15 protein-coding genes, 6 tRNA genes and 3 rRNA genes are annotated in these 22022 nt (G+C 54.3%); 2 read left to right on the plus strand and 22 right to left on the minus strand.

The genetic code is table 11. The annotated features are described in order from the left end of the window. Nucleotides 1-50: 50 nt before the first annotated feature. From rpoB to tyrS, 21 genes are all read right to left on the minus strand, one after another. Nucleotides 51-4124 (minus strand): DNA-directed RNA polymerase subunit beta, encoded by a 4074-nt coding sequence (gene rpoB, locus AC0J41_RS23465; protein WP_025113547.1) that lies wholly within the window; start codon nt 4122-4124, stop codon nt 51-53. 221 nt (nt 4125-4345) lie between these two features. Further along, nucleotides 4346-4711 carry a 50S ribosomal protein L7/L12 gene (rplL, locus tag AC0J41_RS23470; RefSeq protein ID WP_003228750.1) on the minus strand — a complete coding sequence of 122 codons (366 nt, stop codon included), beginning with the start codon at nt 4709-4711 and terminating at the stop codon, nt 4346-4348. 74 nt (nt 4712-4785) lie between these two features. Further along, entirely contained in the window at nt 4786-5286 is a 501-nt protein-coding gene (gene rplJ, locus AC0J41_RS23475) for a 50S ribosomal protein L10 (RefSeq protein WP_025113546.1), read from the minus strand. Nucleotides 5287-5484: 198 nt separating this feature from the next. Next, a complete protein-coding gene (gene rplA, locus AC0J41_RS23480; RefSeq protein ID WP_003228754.1) occupies nt 5485-6180 on the minus strand; it encodes a 50S ribosomal protein L1 in 696 nt (231 codons plus the stop codon). Further along, nucleotides 6180-6611 carry a 50S ribosomal protein L11 gene (gene rplK / locus AC0J41_RS23485; protein ID WP_003228756.1) on the minus strand — a complete coding sequence of 144 codons (432 nt, stop codon included), beginning with the start codon at nt 6609-6611 and terminating at the stop codon, nt 6180-6182. Before rplK ends, rplA begins: the two co-directional genes overlap by 1 nt. A 117-nt stretch (nt 6612-6728) precedes the next feature. After that, a complete protein-coding gene (nusG, locus tag AC0J41_RS23490; RefSeq protein ID WP_025113545.1) occupies nt 6729-7262 on the minus strand; it encodes a transcription termination/antitermination protein NusG in 534 nt (177 codons plus the stop codon). Nucleotides 7263-7271: 9 nt separating this feature from the next. Next, nucleotides 7272-7640 carry a preprotein translocase subunit SecE gene (gene secE / locus AC0J41_RS23495; protein ID WP_007916493.1) on the minus strand — a complete coding sequence of 123 codons (369 nt, stop codon included), beginning with the start codon at nt 7638-7640 and terminating at the stop codon, nt 7272-7274. A 45-nt stretch (nt 7641-7685) separates the two neighbouring features. Next, a tRNA-Trp gene (locus AC0J41_RS23500) sits at nt 7686-7761 on the minus strand. 53 nt (nt 7762-7814) lie between these two features. Beyond that, a complete protein-coding gene (tuf, locus tag AC0J41_RS23505) occupies nt 7815-9008 on the minus strand; it encodes an elongation factor Tu (RefSeq protein ID WP_038362141.1) in 1194 nt (397 codons plus the stop codon). 85 nt (nt 9009-9093) lie between these two features. After that, nucleotides 9094-9169 (minus strand) — tRNA-Thr (locus AC0J41_RS23510). 26 nt (nt 9170-9195) lie between these two features. Beyond that, nucleotides 9196-9269 (minus strand) — tRNA-Gly (locus tag AC0J41_RS23515). Nucleotides 9270-9293: 24 nt separating this feature from the next. Next, nucleotides 9294-9378: transfer RNA gene (locus tag AC0J41_RS23520), tRNA-Tyr, on the minus strand. 142 nt (nt 9379-9520) lie between these two features. Next, nucleotides 9521-9958 (minus strand): hypothetical protein, encoded by a 438-nt coding sequence (locus AC0J41_RS23525; protein WP_025113568.1) that lies wholly within the window; start codon nt 9956-9958, stop codon nt 9521-9523. Between the two features lie 7 nt (nt 9959-9965). Continuing rightward, complete coding sequence (locus tag AC0J41_RS23530; protein WP_473013720.1) at nt 9966-10715, minus strand: pantothenate kinase; 750 nt, start codon at nt 10713-10715, stop codon at nt 9966-9968. Further along, a complete protein-coding gene (birA, locus tag AC0J41_RS23535; protein ID WP_473013721.1) occupies nt 10705-11658 on the minus strand; it encodes a bifunctional biotin--[acetyl-CoA-carboxylase] ligase/biotin operon repressor BirA in 954 nt (317 codons plus the stop codon). Before birA ends, AC0J41_RS23530 begins: the two co-directional genes overlap by 11 nt. A gap of 132 nt (nt 11659-11790) precedes the next feature. Beyond that, nucleotides 11791-11906, minus strand: a 5S ribosomal RNA gene (gene rrf / locus AC0J41_RS23540). A gap of 159 nt (nt 11907-12065) precedes the next feature. Then, a 23S ribosomal RNA gene (locus AC0J41_RS23545) occupies nt 12066-14957 on the minus strand. A gap of 227 nt (nt 14958-15184) precedes the next feature. Continuing rightward, nucleotides 15185-15260, minus strand: a tRNA-Ala gene (locus AC0J41_RS23550). A gap of 9 nt (nt 15261-15269) precedes the next feature. Next, nucleotides 15270-15346 (minus strand) — tRNA-Ile (locus tag AC0J41_RS23555). Between the two features lie 124 nt (nt 15347-15470). Next, nucleotides 15471-17007, minus strand: a 16S ribosomal RNA gene (locus AC0J41_RS23560). Together the 16S, 23S and 5S rRNA genes with 2 tRNA genes alongside form the textbook arrangement of a ribosomal RNA operon. 553 nt (nt 17008-17560) lie before the next feature. Then, nucleotides 17561-18760: a tyrosine--tRNA ligase gene (gene tyrS / locus AC0J41_RS23565; RefSeq protein ID WP_473013722.1), complete on the minus strand. Its 1200-nt coding sequence runs from the start codon at nt 18758-18760 to the stop codon at nt 17561-17563. Between the two features lie 212 nt (nt 18761-18972). Between tyrS and AC0J41_RS23570 the strand changes: the two genes are divergently transcribed. Next, nucleotides 18973-20397, plus strand: coding sequence for a peptidoglycan DD-metalloendopeptidase family protein (locus tag AC0J41_RS23570; RefSeq protein ID WP_473013723.1), 1425 nt, complete (start codon nt 18973-18975; stop codon nt 20395-20397). Between the two features lie 3 nt (nt 20398-20400). Next, on the plus strand, nt 20401-21492 hold the full coding sequence (locus AC0J41_RS23575; protein ID WP_473013724.1) for an anhydro-N-acetylmuramic acid kinase: 1092 nt from the start codon (nt 20401-20403) through the stop codon (nt 21490-21492). 75 nt (nt 21493-21567) lie between these two features. Here AC0J41_RS23575 and erpA read toward each other — a convergent pair whose 3' ends face one another. Then, nucleotides 21568-21918 (minus strand): iron-sulfur cluster insertion protein ErpA, encoded by a 351-nt coding sequence (gene erpA, locus AC0J41_RS23580; protein ID WP_003228776.1) that lies wholly within the window; start codon nt 21916-21918, stop codon nt 21568-21570. Nucleotides 21919-22022 lie beyond the last annotated feature (104 nt).

Raw genomic sequence — 22022 nt, forward strand, 5'->3', positions numbered from 1 at the left:
GGCGGAGCAGAGAGCGGGCAGTCCTGCCCCGCTCTCGATCGCGTCACGTGTTATTCGGTTTCCAGATCGATATCGATGCCGAGGGAACGAATTTCCTTGATCAACACGTTGAAGGACTCGGGCATGCCCGGCTCCATACGGTGATCGCCATCCACGATGTTTTTGTACATCTTGGTACGGCCGTTCACATCGTCCGACTTCACTGTGAGCATTTCTTGCAGAGTGTAAGCGGCACCGTATGCTTCCAGTGCCCAGACCTCCATCTCCCCGAAACGCTGACCACCGAACTGCGCCTTACCACCCAGCGGCTGCTGGGTAACCAGGCTGTACGAACCGGTAGAACGCGCGTGCATCTTGTCGTCTACCAAGTGGTTCAGCTTCAGCATGTACATGTAGCCAACGGTAACTGGACGCTCGAACTTGTTGCCGGTACGGCCGTCAGTCAGCTGCATCTGGCCGCTTTCCGGCAGGTCTGCCAGTTTCAGCATGGCCTTGATTTCGCTTTCCTTGGCACCGTCGAACACTGGAGTGGCCATTGGAACACCGCCACGCAGGTTCTTCGCCAGATCCAGGATTTCCTGATCGGAGAAGCTGTCCAGATCTTCGTTACGACCGCCGATCTGGTTGTAGATCTCGTCCAGGAAAGTACGCAGCTCAGCGACTTTACGCTGCTCTTCGATCATCCGGTTGATCTTCTCGCCCAGACCTTTGGCCGCGAGGCCCAGGTGGGTTTCAAGGATCTGACCGACGTTCATACGCGAAGGTACGCCCAGCGGGTTGAGGACCACATCGACCGGGGTGCCATTGGCATCGTGCGGCATGTCTTCAACTGGCATGATCACGGAGACCACACCTTTGTTACCGTGACGACCGGCCATCTTGTCGCCCGGCTGGATGCGGCGACGGATTGCCAGGTAAACCTTGACGATTTTCAGCACGCCTGGAGCCAGGTCATCGCCCTGCTGCAGTTTGCGCTTCTTGTCTTCGAACTTGTCGTCCAGCAGACGGCGACGATCAACGATGTAGGCCTGAGCCTTTTCGAGCTGCTCGTTCAGAGCATCTTCAGCCATGCGCAGTTTGAACCACTGACCATGCTCAAGACCGTCGAGAACTTCGTCGGTGATGTCCTGACCTTTCTTCAGACCAGCACCGCCTTCAGCCTTGTGGCCTACCAGAGCGGAGCGCAGACGTTCGAAGGTTGCGCCTTCAACGATACGGAACTCTTCGTTCAGATCCTTGCGGATCTCGTCCAGCTGGGACTTCTCGATCGACAGTGCACGAGCGTCACGCTCAACGCCATCACGGGTGAAGACCTGTACGTCGATGACAGTACCTTTGGTACCGGTAGGTACGCGCAGGGAGGTGTCTTTAACGTCGCTGGCTTTTTCACCGAAGATCGCACGCAGCAGTTTTTCTTCCGGAGTCAGTTGGGTCTCGCCTTTCGGAGTGACCTTGCCAACCAGGATGTCGCCTGCGCCTACTTCAGCACCTACGTAAACGATACCGGCTTCGTCCAGCTTGTTCAGTGCAGCCTCACCCACGTTCGGGATGTCCGCAGTGATTTCCTCTGGGCCAAGCTTGGTGTCACGGGCCACACAGGTCAGTTCCTGAATGTGGATCGTGGTGAAACGGTCTTCCTGAACCACACGCTCGGACAGGCAGATGGAGTCTTCGAAGTTGAAGCCGTTCCATGCCATGAACGCGATGCGCATGTTTTGGCCCAGCGCCAGTTCACCCATGTCGGTGGACGGGCCGTCGGCCATGATGTCGCTACGCTGAACGCGATCACCCTTGCTCACCAGCGGACGCTGGTTGATGCAGGTGTTCTGGTTCGAGCGGGTGTATTTGGTCAGGTTGTAGATGTCGACACCAGCTTCGCCGGTTTCCACTTCATCATCAGCAACACGAACCACGATACGGCTGGCGTCGACGGAGTCGATCACGCCGCCACGACGAGCCACGACGCAAACGCCGGAGTCACGGGCTACGTTACGCTCCATGCCGGTACCTACCAGCGGCTTGTCAGCGCGCAGGGTTGGTACAGCTTGACGCTGCATGTTCGAACCCATCAACGCACGGTTGGCGTCGTCGTGCTCGAGGAACGGAATCAGCGACGCTGCAACCGAAACTACCTGCTTCGGCGAAACGTCCATCAAGGTGACTTCTTCAGGCGCCTTGACGGTGAATTCGTTCAGGTGACGTACGGCTACCAGTTCGTCGATCAGGACTTTCTGGTCGTTCATGGTCGCCGAAGCCTGCGCGATCACGTGATCGGCTTCTTCAATAGCGGACAGGAACACGATCTCGTCGGTGACCACACCCTCTTTAACCACGCGGTACGGGCTTTCCAGGAAGCCGTACTGGTTGGTGCGAGCGTAAGCAGCCAGGGAGTTGATCAGACCGATGTTCGGACCTTCCGGCGTTTCAATCGGGCATACACGACCGTAGTGAGTCGGGTGTACGTCACGGACTTCAAAGCCTGCGCGCTCACGAGTCAGACCACCAGGGCCGAGTGCAGAGACACGACGCTTGTGGGTGATCTCGGACAGCGGGTTGTTCTGGTCCATGAACTGCGAGAGCTGGCTGGAACCGAAGAACTCTTTCACCGCCGCAGCCACTGGCTTGGCGTTGATCAGGTCTTGCGGCATCAGGCCTTCGCTTTCAGCCATCGACAGACGCTCTTTGACCGCACGCTCAACACGCACCAGGCCAACGCGGAACTGGTTCTCGGCCATTTCGCCTACGCAGCGAACACGACGGTTACCCAGGTGGTCGATGTCATCGACGATGCCTTTACCGTTACGGATGTCGACCAGAGTCTTCAGTACCGCGACGATATCTTCCTTGCACAGCACGCCCGAACCTTCGATCTCGGTACGACCGATACGACGGTTGAACTTCATCCGGCCGACCGCAGACAGATCGTAGCGCTCAGGGCTGAAGAACAGGTTGTTGAACAGGGTTTCGGCAGCGTCTTTGGTTGGCGGCTCGCCTGGACGCATCATGCGATAGATCTCGACCAGCGCTTCCAATTGGTTGCTGGTGGAGTCGATCTTCAGAGTGTCAGAGACAAACGGACCGCAGTCGATGTCGTTGGTGTACAGAGTTTCGATGCGAACAACGCCGGCCTTGGCAATTTTTGCCAGGACTTCGGTGTTCAGCTCAGTGTTGCACTCTGCCAGGATTTCGCCGGTAGCCGGGTGCACGATGACCTTGGCGGTGGTGCGACCCAGGACGTAGTCCAGAGGTACTTCCAGCGTCTTGATACCGGCTTTTTCGATCTGGTTGATGTGGCGCGCGGTAATACGGCGGCCCGCTTCAACGATGACCTTGCCCTTCTCGTCCTGAATATCCAGAACCGCGATTTCACCACGCAGGCGCGATGGCACCAGTTCCAGGCTGAGGGTTTCGCCGCTCAGGTGGAAGACGTTGGTGGTGTAGAACGCGTCGAGCACTTCTTCAGTGGTGTAACCGAGCGCACGCAGCAATACCGAGGCCGGCAGCTTGCGACGACGGTCGATACGCACGAACACGCAGTCTTTCGGGTCGAACTCGAAGTCCAGCCACGAACCGCGGTAAGGAATGATACGCGCCGAGTACAGCAGTTTACCGGAGCTGTGCGTCTTGCCACGGTCGTGGTCGAAGAACACGCCCGGGGAACGGTGCAGCTGGGAAACGATAACACGCTCGGTACCGTTGATTACGAAGGTACCGTTCTCAGTCATCAATGGGATTTCACCCATGTAGACTTCTTGCTCTTTGATGTCCTTGATCGCTTTGTTCGACGACTCTTTGTCGAAAATGATCAGGCGCACTTTTACCCGCAAAGGTACGGCGAAAGTTACACCGCGCAATACGCATTCTTTGACATCAAATGCCGGTTCGCCCAGGCGATAACCGACGTACTCCAGCGCAGCATTGCCGGAGTAGCTGATGATCGGGAAAACGGATTTGAAGGCCGCATGCAGGCCCACGTCGCGGAACTGATCTTTAGTCGCTCCCGCTTGCAAGAATTCACGATACGAATCCAGCTGGATGGCCAGGAGGTACGGCACATCCATGACGTCCGGCAACTTGCTAAAGTCCTTGCGGATACGTTTTTTCTCAGTATATGAGTAAGCCATCAGCGTTCCCCAGCTTGGTCACCTGCTTGTTTGGCCCCTCCCGACGGGAGCAGCCAGAAAATCGTGCAAACCCCATGGTTTGCGCCACCGCATCGGGTGGTTACAGCGCCTTTATCAGCACCGACCCAGTCGGCTGCCAATAACGGAAAAAGGCCGGTGGCAAGAGCCACCAGCCATCAGCCTGTCGCTTGACGCTCGGGCTGGAGGAGCAAAGTCGATACTTATTTCAGCTCGACTTTAGCGCCTGCTTCTTCCAGCTTCTTCTTGGCGTCTTCAGCAGCTTCTTTCGAAACGCCTTCAGCTACAACCTGAGGAGCGCCGTCTACTTTCTCTTTGGCTTCTTTCAGGCCCAGACCGGTCAGTTCACGAACTGCCTTGATCACGTTAACCTTCTTCTCGCCAGCTTCCAGCAGAACAACGTTGAACTCGGTTTGCTCTTCAACAACAGCGGCAGCAGCAGCTGGACCAGCCGAAGCAGCAGCAGCGGTAACACCGAAGGTTTCTTCCATCGCTTTGATCAGCTCAACGATTTCCACTACGGATTTCTGGCCGATTGCTTCGATGATTTGTTCGTTAGTCAGAGACATGACTCAATTCCTGAATTGGGGGACGGCCTTCGCGACCATCGAAATAAACAAAAAACGCGAGAAGTTGACGAGCCTTAGGCTGCGGCAGCTTCTTTCTGGTCGCGAATTGCCGCCAGAGTACGAGCCAACTTGCTGGTAGCGCCTTGAATCACGCTCATCAGCTGAGAAATTGCTTCGTCACGGGTCGGCAGAGTTGCCAGTACGTCGATCTGATTAGCTGCGAGGAACTTGCCCTCGAACGCAGCTGCCTTGATCTCGAACTTGTCCTGACCCTTGGCAAACTCTTTGAAGATACGGGCAGCAGCGCCCGGATGTTCGTTCGAGAATGCAATCAGGGTCGGGCCGGTGAACACGTCGTTGAGAACACTGAATTCAGTGTCAGCAACAGCGCGCTTGAGCAGGGTGTTACGTACAACGCGTACGTAAACGCCAGCCTCACGAGCCTCTTTACGGAGTCCGGTCATTGCGCCTACTGTTACGCCACGGGCATCAACCACGACAGCGGACAGAGCGACTTTGGCAGCCTCGTTGACTTCAGCGACGATGGCCTTCTTGTCTTCGAGATTAATTGCCACGGGTTTAACTCCTGCTTGTTACCGTTTCACTCGGCCGAAACCGAATGTCGTTTTGGTGTCTGATTCGGTAAGGAACCGGGAGCACCATCTGCGTAGGCTTATGGTTTAAGGCTTGCGCCGCCTACGGTCTTGGATAGCCCCCGCCAGGCAGGGACCCCAATCTTTCAATTGGCGCGAACAGTCGCGCCAACCTTTGTCTTACGCGTCCAGCGAGCTCTGGTCGATAACCAGACCTGGGCCCATAGTGGTGCTCAGGGTAACGCGCTTGACGTAAATACCTTTCGAAGAAGCTGGTTTGATGCGCTTCAGATCAGCGATCAGAGCTTCAACGTTTTCCTTCAGCTTGACGGCATCAAAGCCGATCTTGCCAACGGAAGTGTGGATGATGCCGTTTTTGTCGGTGCGATAACGAACCTGACCAGCCTTGGCGTTTTTAACCGCGGTGGCTACGTCTGGAGTAACGGTGCCGACTTTCGGGTTAGGCATCAGGCCACGTGGACCGAGGATCTGACCCAGTTGACCTACAACGCGCATGGCATCCGGGGATGCGATCACTACGTCATAGTTCAAGTCGCCGCCTTTCATTTCGGCAGCCAGGTCGTCCATACCTACACGGTCAGCGCCGGCAGCCAGAGCGGCCTCAGCAGCTGGACCCTGGGTGAACACAGCAACGCGAACGGTCTTGCCAGTGCCGTGTGGCAGCACAGTAGCGCTACGAACAACCTGGTCAGATTTACGCGGATCTACACCCAGGTTTACAGCAACGTCAAACGACTCGCTGAACTTGACAGTCGACAGCTCAGCCAGCAGAGCAGCAGCATCTACAATGTTGTAGGCCTTGCCTGCTTCGATTTTGCCGGCGATAGCCTTTTGACGCTTGGTCAGCTTAGCCATTACACACCCTCCACGTTAAGGCCCATGCTACGAGCAGAACCGGCGATAGTACGCACGGCTGCATCCATATCAGCTGCAGTCAGATCCGCGTTTTTGGTTTTCGCGATTTCTTCCAGCTGAGCACGGGTAACAGTGCCAACCTTAACGGTGTTCGGACGAGCGGAACCGCTGGTCAGACCGGCCGCCTTCTTCAGCAGAACCGAAGCAGGGGTGGATTTGGTTTCGAAAGTGAAGCTACGGTCGCTGTAGACAGTGATGATCACTGGAGTCGGCAGACCTGCTTCAAGACCCTGAGTACGGGCGTTGAAAGCCTTGCAGAATTCCATGATGTTCACGCCGTGCTGACCCAGAGCAGGACCAACAGGTGGGCTTGGGTTAGCCTGAGCGGCCTTCACTTGCAGCTTGATGTAAGCGGTAATCTTCTTGGCCATGAGGCACTCCAATTACGGGTTCGAACGCCTCGAAAGGCTCCCCGGTTACTTGCGCGTTTATCCCAGTGACGACAAAACCCCACAGCCTAGGGCTGCGGGGTTGGGATGCTTGTTCAGTTAGACCTTTTCGACCTGACTGAACTCCAACTCTACCGGAGTAGAGCGACCGAAAATAAGCACTGCCACTTGGACACGGCTCTTTTCGTAGTTAACTTCTTCAACAGTGCCGTTAAAGTCAGCGAATGGGCCGTCAGTAACACGAACCACTTCACCTGGCTCAAACAAAGTCTTCGGCTTCGGCTTATCACTACCATCAGCCACACGACGCAGGATGGCTTCCGCCTCTTTGTCGGTAATTGGCGCAGGCTTGTCAGCGGTACCGCCAATAAAGCCCATCACCCGAGGAGTATCCTTGACCAAGTGCCAGGTACCCTCATTCATATCCATCTGAACCAGCACGTAACCTGGGAAGAACTTACGCTCGCTTTTGCGCTTCTGGCCATTACGCATTTCAACCACTTCTTCAGTGGGAACCAGAATCTCGCCGAAGCCATCTTCCATGCCAGCCAGCTTTACGCGCTCGATCAGCGAGCGCATCACATGCTTCTCGTAACCCGAGTAAGCATGCACAACATACCAACGCTTAGCCACGGGACACCCTTAGCCGACAATCAAGGAAACAAGCCAACCGAGCAGGGAATCAAGACCCCACAACAGCAACGCCATAACCAGAACAACAGCCACCACAATCAGGGTGGTCTGCGTGGTTTCTTGGCGAGTTGGCCACACGACTTTACGAATCTCGGTACGAGCTTCCTTAACCAGCACAAAGAAAGACTTGCCCTTCGCAGTCTGCAGGCCTACAAAGGCAGCTACAGCAGCAATGACAAGCAATGCGAGTACACGGTACAGGATCGGCGAAGCAGAGTAATACTGATTGCCAACAACGCCAACAACCACCAAAGCGACAACTACAAGCCACTTGAGCAGATCGAAGCGAGAGCCTTGAGCTTCAGCTTTAGGAGTCATCTATGAAGATCCTGTGAAAAGAAAGCCAGACACACCGAGTGAATCTGGCAGGTCAGGAGGGAATCGAACCCCCAACCTACGGTTTTGGAGACCGTCGCTCTGCCAATTGAGCTACTGACCTAAAACAAAATCAGGCCGACCATTATGCCGGCCCGAAAAATACATTACAACCGCTTATTCGATGATTTTAGCTACGACGCCAGCGCCAACGGTACGACCGCCTTCACGGATAGCGAAACGCAGACCGTCTTCCATCGCGATGGTTTTGATCAGGGTAACAGTCATCTGAATGTTGTCACCTGGCATTACCATTTCAACGCCTTCTGGCAGCTCGCAGTTACCAGTCACGTCAGTAGTACGGAAGTAGAACTGTGGACGGTAGCCTTTGAAGAACGGAGTGTGACGGCCGCCTTCTTCCTTGCTCAGAACGTAAACTTCTGCGGTGAACTTGGTGTGCGGCTTAACCGAACCCGGCTTGACCAGAACCTGACCACGCTCAACGTCGTCACGCTTGGTACCACGCAGCAGAACGCCGCAGTTCTCGCCAGCACGACCTTCGTCGAGCAGCTTGCGGAACATTTCAACACCCGTGCAGGTGGAAACGGTAGTGTCACGCAGACCAACGATTTCCAGCGGATCCTGAACGCGAACGATACCGCGCTCGATACGACCAGTCACAACAGTACCGCGACCCGAGATCGAGAACACGTCTTCGATTGGCATCAGGAACGGCTTGTCGATCATACGAACTGGTTCTGGGATGTAGCTGTCCAGAGTTTCAACCAGCTTCTTGACGGCAGTGGTGCCCATCTCGTTGTCGTCTTTGCCTTCCAGCGCCATACGAGCCGAACCGATGATGATTGGAGTGTCATCGCCCGGGAAGTCGTAGGTGGACAGCAGGTCGCGAACTTCCATCTCAACCAGTTCCAGCAGCTCAGCGTCGTCTACCAGGTCAGCCTTGTTCAGGAAAACCACGATGTACGGAACGCCTACCTGACGGGACAGCAGGATGTGCTCACGGGTTTGCGGCATCGGACCATCAGCGGCCGAACAAACCAGAATAGCGCCGTCCATTTGAGCAGCACCGGTGATCATGTTCTTCACATAGTCAGCGTGACCTGGGCAGTCAACGTGAGCGTAGTGACGGATCAGCGAGTTGTACTCAACGTGTGCGGTGTTGATGGTGATACCGCGAGCTTTTTCTTCTGGAGCGCTGTCGATCTTGTCGAATTCAACTACGGCCGAACCGAAAACTTCGGAGCAAACGCGAGTCAGAGCAGCGGTCAGAGTGGTTTTACCGTGGTCAACGTGACCAATGGTCCCAACGTTGACGTGGGGCAGGGAACGATCAAATTTTTCCTTAGCCATCGATATCACCCTCAACAGAAGAAATTAGACAAACAATATCAGCCATTAAAACAAAGGCAGATATTTTCATATCTGCCTTGTTATATGGAGCTCTTGAGCGGATTTGAACCGCTGACCTCACCCTTACCAAGGGTGTGCTCTACCAACTGAGCTACAAGAGCGTAACACTTTGCACAACCTGCAAACTTGGAGCGGGTAGCGGGAATCGAACCCGCATCATCAGCTTGGAAGGCTGAGGTTCTACCACTAAACTATACCCGCGGAGCTTGCAGCTCACGCTAAAAATGGTGGAGGGGGAAGGATTCGAACCTTCGAAGTCGTAGACGTCAGATTTACAGTCTGATCCCTTTGGCCGCTCGGGAACCCCTCCTAAGCGAGCCGGCATTCTATACTATGCCGACCTTCTGTCAAGCATTTTCTCATTAAAAACCTGAGGTTAGCTGCGTTGACATCGCTCCGCTTTGACAACCTGTTTAGGTGTTCGCTGTGGAGCGGGCGCCATTCTATGCAAACTATTCCAACGGTGCAACCCCCTCGCACAGCATTATTTTATGTTTTAACTCATTGAATTCCTTGGAAAGGTTTTGCAACTGGGCATCCCCTAACAAACGCTGGCTTTCGGGCGCGATGCGCAGCCAGTAACCGGGCTCGGTGAGATCCTTTTGCGAAGGTTGAGCCCTTACGTTCATGGCTACTAGCCGCTGCTGCAGCGCAGAAATAGCCTCCTCTCGAGCCAAGCCACCCAAGAACAGGCAATCCTGCCCTGTGCGTCGTGCACCCTGCCCCACTCCGGATTCATCACTAGCCTCACTCAGCAAGCGAATGTCTTGCTGGGATCCACGGTACATGCTGAGTGGCGTGACATCTTTTGCTCGCAAGGGCGCTTCCTGCTGATGCCAGACGTAATAGAACACATTGAGAACAACCAGCAGCAGGAACAACCAACGCATACAAACCTCAAGATAAGGGACACGCCATCGCCAACCCCACAAAGACCAGATCCGGGACGACTCGGGCATCAGGCACGACATCCGCAACCAAACCTGCGTCGCCACCTGTAATAAAGACGGTAAAGCGCTCACCCCAATAGGATCGAGCCATTTCCATTTGGGTCAACACGAACCCCCTCAACATCAACGAGCACCCCCGCTCCACCGCCTCAACGGTGCTCCGCCCAGGAGCATGACTCGTCAGAGCCCGCTCGGCAGCCAAATCTCCATAACGGATATTCCGAGTATGTGTGCGAAGTTGATTTCGCATCAATGGCATCCCCGGACAAATGAATCCCCCCTGGTGCTCACCGTCGGCATTAATGAAGTCTGCCGTCACAGCAGTGCCGAAATCCAGAATCAGACAAGCACCTGCGGCCAGGTGGAAACCACCGAGCATTGCCAGCCAGCGATCCAGCCCCAGACGCTCATAGTCGTCATAGCCATTTTTGACACCGGACATTTCATTGGCCGGCTTCGCACACACTACAGAGAGGGCGAACGTCTGCTCAAGAATCCGAGTCAGAGCGGCAGTCTCCTCACTAGTTCTGACACTGACCAAGCGACAGTTACGTAGCGACAGGCCGCCCAATGCACAGAGACTATCCACCAGGGCCTGATCCGAGTCGACCACTCCTTCTGCGAAAAGACCTTCGGCGGCAGCATTCAATACCCGCCACTTGATGAAGCTGTTTCCACAGTCGAGCTCAAGAATCATCACGCAACCTCAGACTGAGCTCACCACCGCTAAATACTTTTTCCACGCCATCCACCTTCAGGCGCAGCGCACCTTGACTATCAATACCGAGCACCACGCCTTCTATATGATTAGCGCCGGCAATCAACGAAACCGAGCGACCTTGCCACATATGGTCCTTTTGCCACTCATCCTGGAGAGCTGAAAAGCCATCCACCTGATGGCGATGGATATAGCTGCGCAGTTGCTCGCTTAGCTCCGCCACCAATACATTACGATCACAGCTTTTGCCCGTCTCGAGTCGAATTGACGTCCATTGCTGATCGACCTCCTCAGCAACCTGCATATTCACGTTAATGCCTATCCCCAGCACCACGTGACAAACATCTGCTGGATCCCCTACGAGCTCCAGAAGAATACCGGCAATTTTCTTGTTTCCGACCAATACGTCGTTGGGCCACTTCAATCCAGCGCCAGACACTCCCAGCTTTCGCAAGGAATGCAGGACCGCCAGACCGACCACAAGACTCAGCCCCTCAAGCTGGCGCATGCCGCCTTCAATACGCAGGACCAAGCTGTAATAGAGATTTTCAGCAAAGGGACTTATCCACTTGCGCCCCCTGCGTCCTCGACCGGAAATTTGTCGCTCTGCCAAGACCAGGAACGGCGCCGTGCGACCTTGATTGATCGCGCGTAACGCTTCTCCATTGGTGGAGTCAATGGAGTCAAAGACTGTCATAGGCCAAACCGGGGCCAAGGCACCAATACTCAGAGGATCGAGTAGCGTCAGGGGAGCAGCCAGTTGGTAGCCTCGACCCCGGACCTTATTGATGGACAACCCTAGCTCAGCCTCAAGATGCTGAAGCTGCTTCCATACAGCACTTCGACTGATGCCCAGGGCAACCCCAAGAGCCTGACCAGAATGGAATCGACCATCCTTTAAAAGATTCAACAACGTCAGCATGCAGGTCTCGCCTCACAATGAGGCCCGAATAATAGCCATGAGGCGGCCGATTGCATAGAAATCAAGCAAACCACTTTCCTGCGGGCAAAACAAAACCCCAACTGCTTTCGCAATTGGGGTTTCGGAATTTAATCTTGACGATGACCTACTCTCACATGGGGAAACCCCACACTACCATCGGCGATGCATCGTTTCACTTCTGAGTTCGGGATGGGATCAGGTGGTTCCAACGCTCTATGGTCGTCAAGAAATTCGGTGTGCCGACTCGTCTTTCGACGCTTCAGCAAATTGGGTATGCGATAGTTTGTGTGTTTCTCTCGAACTTTCGGTTCGTTTCGTCTTCACACACCGCAATCTGGTGACCTTTCGCTTTTCAGCTCAAAGCCTGCAAATTGCTTGGGTGTTATATGGTCAAGCCTCACGGGCAATTAGTATTGGTTAGCTCAACGCCTCACAGCGCTTACACACCCAACCTATCAACGTCGTAGTCTTCGACGGCCCTTCAGGGAACTCAAGGTTCCAGTGAGATCTCATCTTGAGGCAAGTTTCCCGCTTAGATGCTTTCAGCGGTTATCTTTCCCGAACATAGCTACCCGGCAATGCCACTGGCGTGACAACCGGAACACCAGAGGTTCGTCCACTCCGGTCCTCTCGTACTAGGAGCAGCCCCTCTCAAATCTCAAACGTCCACGGCAGATAGGGACCGAACTGTCTCACGACGTTCTAAACCCAGCTCGCGTACCACTTTAAATGGCGAACAGCCATACCCTTGGGACCGGCTTCAGCCCCAGGATGTGATGAGCCGACATCGAGGTGCCAAACACCGCCGTCGATATGAACTCTTGGGCGGTATCAGCCTGTTATCCCCGGAGTACCTTTTATCCGTTGAGCGATGGCCCTTCCATACAGAACCACCGGATCACTAAGACCTACTTTCGTACCTGCTCGACGTGTCTGTCTCGCAGTCAAGCGCGCTTTTGCCTTTATACTCTACGACCGATTTCCGACCGGTCTGAGCGCACCTTCGTACTCCTCCGTTACTCTTTAGGAGGAGACCGCCCCAGTCAAACTACCCACCATACACTGTCCTCGATCCGGATAACGGACCTGAGTTAGAACCTCAAAGTTGCCAGGGTGGTATTTCAAGGATGGCTCCACGCGAACTGGCGTCCACGCTTCAAAGCCTCCCACCTATCCTACACAAGCAAATTCAAAGTCCAGTGCAAAGCTATAGTAAAGGTTCACGGGGTCTTTCCGTCTAGCCGCGGATACACTGCATCTTCACAGCGATTTCAATTTCACTGAGTCTCGGGTGGAGACAGCGCCGCCATCGTTACGCCATTCGTGCAGGTCGGAACTTACCCGACAAGGAATTTCGCTACCTTAGGACCGTTATAGTTACGGCCGCCGTTTACCGGGGCTTCGATCAAGAGCTTCGCGTTAGCTAACCCCATCAATTAACCTTCCGGCACCGGGCAGGCGTCACACCCTATACGTCCACTTTCGTGTTTGCAGAGTGCTGTGTTTTTAATAAACAGTCGCAGCGGCCTGGTATCTTCGACCGGCATGAGCTTACGGAGCAAGTCCTTCACCCTCACCGGCGCACCTTCTCCCGAAGTTACGGTGCCATTTTGCCTAGTTCCTTCACCCGAGTTCTCTCAAGCGCCTTGGTATTCTCTACCCAACCACCTGTGTCGGTTTGGGGTACGGTTCCTGGTTACCTGAAGCTTAGAAGCTTTTCTTGGAAGCATGGCATCAACCACTTCGTCACCCAAAGGGTAACTCGTCATCAGCTCTCGGCCTTAAGATCCCGGATTTACCTAAGATCTCAGCCTACCACCTTAAACTTGGACAACCAACGCCAAGCTGGCCTAGCCTTCTCCGTCCCTCCATCGCAATAACCAGAAGTACAGGAATATTAACCTGTTTTCCATCGACTACGCTTTTCAGCCTCGCCTTAGGGACCGACTAACCCTGCGTCGATTAACGTTGCGCAGGAAACCTTGGTCTTTCGGCGTGGGTGTTTTTCACACCCATTGTCGTTACTCATGTCAGCATTCGCACTTCTGATACCTCCAGCAAGCTTCTCAACTCACCTTCACAGGCTTACAGAACGCTCCTCTACCGCATCACTTGCGTGATACCCGTAGCTTCGGTGTATGGTTTGAGCCCCGTTACATCTTCCGCGCAGGCCGACTCGACTAGTGAGCTATTACGCTTTCTTTAAAGGGTGGCTGCTTCTAAGCCAACCTCCTAGCTGTCTAAGCCTTCCCACATCGTTTCCCACTTAACCATAACTTTGGGACCTTAGCTGACGGTCTGGGTTGTTTCCCTTTTCACGACGGACGTTAGCACCCGCCGTGTGTCTCCCATGCTCGGCACTTGTAGGTATTCGGAGTTTGCATCGGTTTGGTAAGTCGGGATGACCCCCTAGCCGAAACAGTGCTCTACCCCCTACAGTGATACATGAGGCGCTACCTAAATAGCTTTCGAGGAGAACCAGCTATCTCCGAGCTTGATTAGCCTTTCACTCCGATCCACAGGTCATCCGCTAACTTTTCAACGGTAGTCGGTTCGGTCCTCCAGTCAGTGTTACCTAACCTTCAACCTGCCCATGGATAGATCGCCCGGTTTCGGGTCTATTCCCAGCGACTAGACGCCCTATTAAGACTCGCTTTCGCTACGCCTCCCCTATTCGGTTAAGCTCGCCACTGAAAATAAGTCGCTGACCCATTATACAAAAGGTACGCAGTCACAGAACAAAGTCTGCTCCCACTGCTTGTACGCATACGGTTTCAGGATCTATTTCACTCCCCTCTCCGGGGTTCTTTTCGCCTTTCCCTCACGGTACTAGTTCACTATCGGTCAGTCAGTAGTATTTAGCCTTGGAGGATGGTCCCCCCATATTCAGACAAAGTTTCTCGTGCTCCGTCCTACTCGATTTCATGACCAAGAGATTTTCGCGTACAGGGCTATCACCCACTATGGCCGCACTTTCCAGAGCGTTCCGCTAATCTCAAAGCCACTTAAGGGCTAGTCCCCGTTCGCTCGCCACTACTAAGGGAATCTCGGTTGATTTCTTTTCCTCAGGGTACTTAGATGTTTCAGTTCCCCTGGTTCGCCTCTTGCACCTATGTATTCAGTACAAGATAACCATCTTATGATGGCTGGGTTCCCCCATTCAGACATCTCCGGATCAAAGTCTGTTTGCCGACTCCCCGAAGCTTTTCGCAGGCTACCACGTCTTTCATCGCCTCTGACTGCCAAGGCATCCACCGTATGCGCTTCTTCACTTGACCATATAACCCCAAGCAATCTGGTTATACTGTGAAGACGACATTCGCCGAAAATTCGCGATTAAACTCACAAATTTTACCTTAGCCTGAATAAACACCAGTGAAAGTGTTATCCAGTCTATCTTTCTATCACATACCCAAATTTTTAAAGAACGATCTAATCAAAGACTAGAAATCAATATTCGCACTGGAATATTCATTTCTAAACTCTAACAAGTAGAAGCAGTTAATGGTGGAGCCAAGCGGGATCGAACCGCTGACCTCCTGCGTGCAAGGCAGGCGCTCTCCCAGCTGAGCTATGGCCCCATACAAAATTGGTGGGTCTGGGCAGATTCGAACTGCCGACCTCACCCTTATCAGGGGTGCGCTCTAACCAACTGAGCTACAGACCCAATTTCGAGCGCGTAACTGATTAGCTAAGAGCTATCAGCTTGGAGCTTAAAGCTGCTTCTATCGTCTTCTTCAATGAATCAAGCAATTCGTGTGGGAACTTATGGAGCAGCTGATGTCGTCGATTAAGGAGGTGATCCAGCCGCAGGTTCCCCTACGGCTACCTTGTTACGACTTCACCCCAGTCATGAATCACACCGTGGTAACCGTCCTCCCGAAGGTTAGACTAGCTACTTCTGGTGCAACCCACTCCCATGGTGTGACGGGCGGTGTGTACAAGGCCCGGGAACGTATTCACCGCGACATTCTGATTCGCGATTACTAGCGATTCCGACTTCACGCAGTCGAGTTGCAGACTGCGATCCGGACTACGATCGGTTTTATGGGATTAGCTCCACCTCGCGGCTTGGCAACCCTCTGTACCGACCATTGTAGCACGTGTGTAGCCCAGGCCGTAAGGGCCATGATGACTTGACGTCATCCCCACCTTCCTCCGGTTTGTCACCGGCAGTCTCCTTAGAGTGCCCACCATAACGTGCTGGTAACTAAGGACAAGGGTTGCGCTCGTTACGGGACTTAACCCAACATCTCACGACACGAGCTGACGACAGCCATGCAGCACCTGTCTCAATGTTCCCGAAGGCACCAATCCATCTCTGGAAAGTTCATTGGATGTCAAGGCCTGGTAAGGTTCTTCGCGTTGCTTCGAATTAAACCACATGCTCCACCGCTTGTGCGGGCCCCCGTCAATTCATTTGAGTTTTAACCTTGCGGCCGTACTCCCCAGGCGGTCAACTTAATGCGTTAGCTGCGCCACTAAGAGCTCAAGGCTCCCAACGGCTAGTTGACATCGTTTACGGCGTGGACTACCAGGGTATCTAATCCTGTTTGCTCCCCACGCTTTCGCACCTCAGTGTCAGTATCAGTCCAGGTGGTCGCCTTCGCCACTGGTGTTCCTTCCTATATCTACGCATTTCACCGCTACACAGGAAATTCCACCACCCTCTACCATACTCTAGCTCGCCAGTTTTGGATGCAGTTCCCAGGTTGAGCCCGGGGATTTCACATTCAACTTAACGAACCACCTACGCGCGCTTTACGCCCAGTAATTCCGATTAACGCTTGCACCCTCTGTATTACCGCGGCTGCTGGCACAGAGTTAGCCGGTGCTTATTCTGTCGGTAACGTCAAAACACTAACGTATTAGGTTAATGCCCTTCCTCCCAACTTAAAGTGCTTTACAATCCGAAGACCTTCTTCACACACGCGGCATGGCTGGATCAGGCTTTCGCCCATTGTCCAATATTCCCCACTGCTGCCTCCCGTAGGAGTCTGGACCGTGTCTCAGTTCCAGTGTGACTGATCATCCTCTCAGACCAGTTACGGATCGTCGCCTTGGTGAGCCATTACCTCACCAACTAGCTAATCCGACCTAGGCTCATCTGATAGCGCAAGGCCCGAAGGTCCCCTGCTTTCTCCCGTAGGACGTATGCGGTATTAGCGTTCCTTTCGAAACGTTGTCCCCCACTACCAGGCAGATTCCTAGGCATTACTCACCCGTCCGCCGCTGAATTCAGGAGCAAGCTCCTGTCATCCGCTCGACTTGCATGTGTTAGGCCTGCCGCCAGCGTTCAATCTGAGCCATGATCAAACTCTTCAGTTCAAACATCTTTGGGTTTTTAAGAAACCCTAAACTTGGCTCAGCAATCGTTGGTTACATCTTTGATTTCTCGCGGAGTAACTTGTGATGCTGATAATCTTGTTGACTATCAGTCTGACTCCACAAGCACCCACACGAATTGCTTGATTCAGTTGTTAAAGAGCGGTTGGTTAAGATCTTTCGTCTCAACCGAGGCGCGCATTCTACAGCAGCCTCATTTGCTGTCAAGTGATTATTTTCAGAAGTTTTCGAAGATTTCTTCAACAACTTCAACCACTTGCGCTTCCGATCTCTCGTTAGCGGGAGGCGAATTCTACAGCGTTACTCGCTGTTGTCAACACCCTTTTTTCACCGCTTTCGACCGAGAAGATCGAACCGTTAAAAGCGCCAGACATGCCGACATTTTCAACTCCTTCCAGGCTTCGATGAACTGAAGCAAGCCGCTGTCGAAAACTGCGTAACTCTTTGAATCTCAAGGAGTTTTCCGTTTCGACTGCGCCGGAAGTGGGGCGAATTATAGACTTCTAAAATTCGCCGTCAACCCCTATTTCAAAATTTATTCAGATTTCAATGAGATACGTGCAAATGCCTTCTTGCCCGCCTGGCAAACGTGGGTCGCGCCCAGTACATATATAAAGGAGCGATCAACCACCTCACCATCAACACGCACACCACCAGACGCCAACAGGTCGCGCGCCGCCGCCGAGTTCTTCACCAGGCCCGCCTTATTAAGGACAGCAGCAATCGGCATATCTTCAGTGGAAGTCAGCTCGATCTCCGGCAGATCATCCGGCAACTCGCCATCCTTCATACGGTTACCCGCAGCACGATGAGCATTCGCTGCTGCTTCCTCACCGTGGAAGCGCGCAACAATCTCTTCCGCCAGCTTGATTTTGATGTCGCGCGGGTTAGCACCTGCTTCTACATCTGCACGGAAGGCATTGATCTCTTCCATCGAGCGGAAGCTGAGCAATTCAAAGTAACGCCACATCAACGCATCCGGGATCGACACCAGCTTGCCGTACATCACACCCGGCGCTTCCTGGATACCGACATAGTTGCCCAACGACTTGGACATCTTCTTCACACCATCCAGACCTTCAAGCAACGGCATGGTCAGAATGCACTGAGCTTCCTGGCCATAACCACGTTGCAGCTCACGCCCCATGAGCAGATTGAACTTCTGATCGGTACCACCCAACTCGACGTCCGCACGCAGAGCAACCGAGTCGTAGCCCTGAACCAGCGGATAGAGGAACTCGTGAATAGCGATTGGTTGATTGGTGGTATAGCGCTTGTCGAAGTCATCGCGCTCGAGCATGCGAGCAACGGTGTATTGCGAAGTCAGACGAATGAAGTCCGCCGGCCCCATCTGATCCATCCAGGTGGAGTTGAAGGCAACTTCAGTTTTGGCCGGATCAAGAATCTTGAATACCTGAGACTTATAAGTCTCGGCGTTGTCCAGAACCTGATCACGAGTCAGCGGAGGGCGAGTGGCACTCTTGCCGCTCGGATCACCGATCATCCCGGTGAAGTCACCTATAAGGAAGATCACCTGATGCCCCAGCTCCTGGAACTGACGCAGCTTATTAATAAGCACGGTATGACCCAAGTGCAGATCCGGAGCGGTTGGATCGAAACCAGCCTTGATACGCAGCGGCTGGCCGCGCTTGAGCTTCTCAATCAGCTCGGACTCGACCAATAGTTCTTCCGCACCACGTTTAATCAGCGCTAGCTGCTCTTCAACCGACTTCATAACAGACCCGCAAGGCTCAGATTCAAAGGGAACCAACCATACAAGATCGCGCACCAATTACAAGTTTTGCCCGGCGCACGGACACCAATCTACAGACTGGGTGTCTGTAGACTTGCTTCGGGGATGATTTGGTTATATTTTATACAGTTATTTCATCTTCATCATGTCATTCATCTTTTCCAATTCATCATTTTTCAAAGTCAAAATTACTTATGACCACTGAACCGTCTAAAGCGCCACCGCTTTACCCGAAGACCCACCTGCTCGCCGCAAGTGGAATCGCCGCCCTTCTCAGCCTGGCGCTCCTGGTATTCCCTTCCAGTGATGTTGAAGCGAAAAAGACGACCCTGAGTCTTGAACTGGAAAGTCCTGCTGAACAACTGACACAAGATCAAGACGCTGCTGATGCGACTCAAGCCACAAATGAGCCCGTCACCTCGCCATTTGCCCAGATCGAAAACGCTGACGAAAACACCCCGCAAACCGCTGAAACGACACCGGCGCCGGCTCCGATTGCTGAAAAACCAAAGGCTCCCGGCCATCGGGAAGTAATCGTTGCCAAGGGCGACACGCTGTCCACCCTGTTTGAAAAGGTGGGCCTGCCAGCTGCAGCCGTCCATGACGTACTGGCCAGCGACAAACAAGCCAAACAGTTCAGCCAACTCAAGCACGGCCAGAAGCTCGAGTTCGAATTGAACCCGCAAGGCCAACTGACCAGCCTGCACAGCAAGGTCAGTGACGTGGAAACCATCACCCTGACCAAGAATGACAAGGGATATGCGTTCAACCGGGTCACCGCCAAACCTACCGTTCGCACCGCTTACGTCCACGGCGTCATCAATAGCTCGCTGTCACAATCCGCCGCTCGCGCCGGTCTATCCCATAGCCTGACCATGGACATGGCCAGCGTCTTCGGCTACGACGTCGACTTCGCGCAGGACATCCGCCAGGGCGACGAATTCGACGTGATCTACGAGCAGAAAGTGGTCAACGGCAAAGCCGTCGGCACCGGTCCGATTCTGTCTGCGCGCTTCACCAACCGCGGCAAGACCTACACCGCCGTGCGCTACACCAACAAACAAGGCAACAGCAGCTATTACACCGCCGATGGCAACAGCATGCGCAAGGCGTTCATCCGCACGCCGGTGGACTTCGCCCGCATCAGCTCGAAGTTCTCCATGGGTCGCAAACACCCGATCCTCAACAAGATCCGCGCCCACAAAGGCGTCGATTACGCAGCGCCACGCGGCACGCCAATCAAGGCTGCCGGTGACGGCAAAGTGCTGCTGGCCGGTCGTCGCGGCGGCTACGGCAACACCGTGATCATTCAACACGGCAACACCTACCGCACCTTGTATGGCCACATGCAGGGCTTCGCCAAAGGCGTGAAGACCGGTGGCACGGTCAAGCAAGGCCAGGTAATCGGCTACATTGGCACCACCGGCCTGTCCACCGGCCCGCACTTGCACTATGAGTTCCAGGTCAATGGCGTTCACGTCGACCCACTGGGCCAGAAGTTGCCGATGGCCGACCCGATTGCCAAGTCCGAACGTGCACGCTTCCTTGCGCAGAGCCAGCCGCTGATGGCGCGCATGGACCAAGAGAAGGCCACCATGCTGGCCTCGAGCAAGCGTTAAGCCATGGCCCTTTATATCGGTGTAATGTCCGGAACCAGCCTTGATGGACTGGACATCGCGCTGATCGAGCAGACCCAGGCGATCAAGCTGGTCGCCACACACTACATCCCCATGCCTGACACCCTGCGCAGTGAGCTCTTGAGCTTGTGCGCCAGCGGCCCTGACGAAATAGCCCGCTCGGCGATTGCCCAGCACCATTGGGTGACACTCGCCGCACAGGGTATCCATACCCTCCTCGACCAGCAGCAGCTCAAGCCTGAAGCCATTCGCGCCATTGGCAGCCATGGCCAAACCATTCGTCATGAGCCGGCACGTGGCTTCACGGTACAGATAGGCAATCCTGCGCTGCTCACAGAGCTGACCGGTATCACTGTCGTCAGTGATTTCCGTAGCCGCGATGTGGCCGCCGGCGGTCAGGGCGCCCCTTTAGTGCCTGCGTTCCACGAGGCTTTGTTCGAAGAGCGTACCGGTAACCGTGCGGTCTTGAATGTCGGCGGTTTCAGCAATCTCAGTCTGATTGAACCGACCAGGCCTGTAGCCGGTTTCGACTGCGGCCCGGGGAATGTGCTGATGGATGCCTGGATTCACCAGCAACGCGGCGAGAACTATGATCGCAACGGCCAGTGGGCAGCCACCGGCACTGTCGAACCCACACTGCTGGAAGCCCTGCTCAGCGACCCGTTCTTCGTCACCAAAGGCCCGAAAAGCACTGGCCGCGAAGTGTTCAACCTGCCTTGGCTGGAACAACATCTCTCAAAACTGCCGACCTTTGCGGCGCAAAACGTCCAGGCTACGCTGCTGGAGTTGACGGCACTGACCATCGTCGAGTCGCTGCAAAGCGCTCAAGCCGACACCCGGGAAATGCTGGTCTGCGGTGGTGGCGCGCACAATGCCACGCTGATGAAACGCCTGGCGGATCTACTGCCGAATGCAATCGTTGCCAGTACTGCCAGCCACGGCGTCGATCCAGACTGGGTCGAGGCCATGGCCTTCGCCTGGCTGGCTCATTGCTGCCTCGAAGGCATAGCCGCCAACCGCCCGAGTGTCACGGGTGCCAAAGGCCTGCGCGTACTCGGTGCGATCTACCCTAACTAAGCAAAACGCAGACAACAAAAAACGCCGCAGAACCGTAGGGCTCTGCGGCGTTTTGTTGTGTGTAGCGCAGTGCGATCAGATCGAGAACGAAGAACCGCAACCACAGGTCGTGGTGGCGTTCGGGTTCTTGATCACGAAGCGCGAACCTTCCAGACCTTCCTGGTAGTCGACTTCGGCACCGGCCAGGTACTGGAAGCTCATCGGATCGACCACCAGGCTCACGCCTTCGCGCTCGACGATGGTGTCGTCCTCGGCCACATCTTCATCGAAGGTGAAACCGTACTGAAACCCTGAACAACCGCCGCCCGTAACGAATACGCGCAGCTTCAAGCGATCATTCCCCTCTTCATCGACCAGGCTCTTCACCTTGTGCGCAGCACCTTGGGTGAATTGCAAAGCCGTGGGGGTGAAGGATTCGACGCTCATGCTGACTATCTCCCGGCGTTACGCCGCCATAATGCGTGATGACGCGCATTATCCGCTTGTCCTAGAAAATCGGTCAACTATTGTTACGGTATATCAATAAACCC

It is taken from the genome of Pseudomonas sp. Arb-4-2C (assembly GCF_055755015.1).

Coding starts and splice junctions, on each gene's coding strand:
- rpoB (WP_025113547.1), bottom strand. CDS start 4,124: ATGGCTTACTCATATACTGAGAAAAAACGTATCCGCAAGGACTTTAGC.
- rplL (WP_003228750.1), bottom strand. CDS start 4,711: ATGTCTCTGACTAACGAACAAATCATCGAAGCAATCGGCCAGAAATCC.
- rplA (WP_003228754.1), bottom strand. CDS start 6,180: ATGGCTAAGCTGACCAAGCGTCAAAAGGCTATCGCCGGCAAAATCGAA.
- rplK (WP_003228756.1), bottom strand. CDS start 6,611: ATGGCCAAGAAGATTACCGCTTACATCAAGCTGCAAGTGAAGGCCGCT.
- secE (WP_007916493.1), bottom strand. CDS start 7,640: ATGACTCCTAAAGCTGAAGCTCAAGGCTCTCGCTTCGATCTGCTCAAG.
- tuf (WP_038362141.1), bottom strand. CDS start 9,008: ATGGCTAAGGAAAAATTTGATCGTTCCCTGCCCCACGTCAACGTTGGG.
- AC0J41_RS23525 (WP_025113568.1), bottom strand. CDS start 9,958: ATGCGTTGGTTGTTCCTGCTGCTGGTTGTTCTCAATGTGTTCTATTAC.
- AC0J41_RS23530 (WP_473013720.1), bottom strand. CDS start 10,715: ATGATTCTTGAGCTCGACTGTGGAAACAGCTTCATCAAGTGGCGGGTA.
- birA (WP_473013721.1), bottom strand. CDS start 11,658: ATGCTGACGTTGTTGAATCTTTTAAAGGATGGTCGATTCCATTCTGGT.
- tyrS (WP_473013722.1), bottom strand. CDS start 18,760: ATGAAGTCGGTTGAAGAGCAGCTAGCGCTGATTAAACGTGGTGCGGAA.
- AC0J41_RS23570 (WP_473013723.1), top strand. CDS start 18,973: ATGACCACTGAACCGTCTAAAGCGCCACCGCTTTACCCGAAGACCCAC.
- AC0J41_RS23575 (WP_473013724.1), top strand. CDS start 20,401: ATGGCCCTTTATATCGGTGTAATGTCCGGAACCAGCCTTGATGGACTG.
- erpA (WP_003228776.1), bottom strand. CDS start 21,918: ATGAGCGTCGAATCCTTCACCCCCACGGCTTTGCAATTCACCCAAGGT.